This is a genomic window from Candidatus Aquicultor sp. (genome assembly GCF_054640775.1).
In genome coordinates this window covers 1-2,892 of sequence record NZ_JBTSLF010000285.1, presented here as the reverse complement: position 1 = coordinate 2,892, position 2,892 = coordinate 1, and the positions used below count along the sequence as shown (strand labels likewise).

Here is a 2,892-nt window from a genome sequence, read left to right as displayed (position 1 = left end):
CGTCGGATAGATAACCAGTTCCATAATCATGGAGGTGATCACCCCTCCCACCATCGGGGCGGCAATGCGCTTCATCACATCCGCCCCGGTGCCGTGACTGAACATGATCGGAACCAGACCGGCCAGGATAACGCTGACGGTCATGATCTTGGGACGGATCCGTTTCACCGCCCCGAACATGATGGCTTCCTTCAGATCAGAGATCCCTTTCAAACGGCCTTCTTTCTTCCACCTTTCATAAGCCAGTTCCAGATATAGCAGCATGACCACCCCGGTTTCGGCATCCAAACCGGCCAAGGCAATGATCCCCACCCAGACGGCAATGCTGAGATTGTAATTAAGGATATAAAGGAGCCAGAAGGAGCCTACCAAGGAAAAGGGGACGGCCAGCAAGACGATAAGAGTTTTGGTAACCGACTTAGTGTTAAAGAAAATCAAGACAAAAATGATCAAGAGGGTCAAGGGAATGACTAATTTTAATCTTTCCTCGGTTTTGATCAGATATTCATATTCCCCGCTCCATTCCAGTCGATATCCGGTTGGGATCTTCAAGGAGGCCACTTTTCTTTTGGCCTCCTGCACATAGCCCCCTACGTCCCGGCCGCTAAAGTCCACAAAAACATAGAGGCTTAATAGACCTTCTTCGCTCTTGATGGCCGTCGGACCCTTTATGATTTTTATGTCCGCCACTTGCCCCAGAGGGACCCGCAAAGCCCCCCCCTCAGCCGAAGCGGAACCCATTCCAGAGGCAGCCTGAGAATTTTTGGCAGCAGCCATCGTCGCCGGCACCAGAATTCTCTTGAGGTCTTCGATAGTTCCCCGCAACTCCCGGGCATAGCGGATGTTCACCGGATAGCGTTCCCGGCCTTCCACAGTGGTGGTGATATTCATGCCGCCAATGGCCGTCTCGACCACTTCCTGAATATCTTCAACGGCCAACCCATACCGGGCGGCTTCTTGCCGATTAACAATCACATCCAGAAAATATCCGGTAGTCATTCTTTCGGCATAAACGCTGCGGGTCCCGGGGATGTCCTTGATGTGATGTTCCAGTTCCAAGCCGATCCGTTCCAGTTCCTCCAGTTTCGGACCCAGCACCTTGATCCCCACTGGGGTTCTAATCCCCGTAGCCAGCATATCGATCCTGGCCTTGATGGGCATAGTAAAGGAATTGGCCACCCCGGGAATGGTCAGGGCGTCGTTCATTTCATCTTTGAGTTTATCAACCGTCATTCCCTTTCGCCACTGGGCCTCGGGTTTCAGATTGACCACTGTTTCAAACATCTCCAGGGGCGCCGGATCAGTAGCCGTCTCGGCCCGACCGGCTTTGCCGAAGACCTGGGATACTTCCGGAATTTTCTTTAAGATCTTATCCTGCATTTTCAGCAGGTCCGTTGCCACGGAAATGGATACGGCCGGTACGGTCACCGGCATATAGAACAAGGTCCCTTCATAAATAGGAGGCATAAATTCCGAGCCGAGTTTCATAAAGGGATAGACGGTGACGGCCAGAATAAGGACGGTTAGGATAATGACTGTTTTTTTAAACCGCAGAGCAAGCCGGGCCACCGGTTCATAAACTTTATGGAGGATAATACTGATTGGATTCTTTTCTTCCGGTCTTATCTTCCCCCGGATAAACAGGGTCATCAAAACCGGAGTGAGGGTAATGGCCAGAAAGGAAGAAAAAAGCATGGCAAAGGTCTTGGTATAGGCCAGAGGCTTGAAAAGCCTTCCGGCCTGGGCCTGTAAGGTAAACACCGGCAGGAAGCCGACCATGATGACCAACAGGGAAAAGAAAAGAGACGGCCCAACTTCCTGTGCCGCATGAATAATGACATCGGTCCTGCTCATATTCACGAGTGCGGCTTGATGCGCATCCAGGACTTCCCCCTCCTCCCCGCTCCCATCTCCCCTCAGTCGTTTCGCTTCCTCCCACTCTTCCAGCTTCTTATGGGCGTTTTCCACCATGATGATCGAGGCGTCCACCATAGCGCCGATGGCAATGGCGATCCCGCTCAGGCTCATGATATTGGAGGTCACCTTCAAATGGACCATGAGGATAAAGGAAATAATAATGGCCAGCGGCAGGGTCAGGATGATCACCAGGGCGCTGGGGATGTGAAATAAAAAGACGAGGCAGACCACACTGACGGCAATGGAAAGTTTGATGATCTCATCTTTCAAGGTATCAATGGAACGATGGATCAGATCGGACCGGTCATAGGTAGTGACGATTTTAACCCCTTTGGGCAGGCTGGGTTCAATATCCTTTTTTATTTTTTCCTTGACCTGCTCGATGACCTTGAGGACATTCTCACCGAACCGGACCACCACAATTCCGGCGGCCACCTCCCCTTTTCCATCCAACTCGGCCACTCCCCGGCGGATCTCCGGGCCGAGTTGAATCCCGGCCACGTCTTTGAGGTAGATGGGGGTCCCATTAGCATTAGTGCCCAAAGAAATACTTCTTAAGTCTTCCAGACTTTTGATATATCCCCGTCCTCGGACCATGTACTCCACCCCGGAGAACTCAATGACCCGTCCTTCCACATCCAGGTTGCTGCGGCGGACTGCTTCCATGACTTTGGTGATGGGGATGTTAAAAGCAGAAAGCCGGTTGGGGTCCAGGGTGATATGGTATTGCTTGACAAACCCGCCCACGCTGGCCACTTGCGAAACGCCGGGGACGCTTTCAATAGCCAGTTTTAGATTCCAATCCTGGAGGGAACGCAACTGGGCCAGGTCCAGTTTGCCGGTTTCATCCACAACGGCATAAGAAAACCCCCAGCCCAGACTGGTAGCATCAGGGCCGAGAACCGGGTTGATGTTGGCTGGAAGTTTATTTTTTACCGCCTGGAGGTATTCCAAAATCCGGCTTCGAGCCCAATA

Annotated in this window: 1 protein-coding gene; it reads right to left on the bottom strand. The window is 52.1% G+C overall.

Going from position 1 to position 2,892, the window contains the following annotated elements:
* Positions 1 to 2,892, bottom strand: a 2,892-nt coding sequence (locus ACYC56_RS14225; RefSeq protein WP_461374830.1) for an efflux RND transporter permease subunit, incomplete at both ends; no start/stop codon positions are given.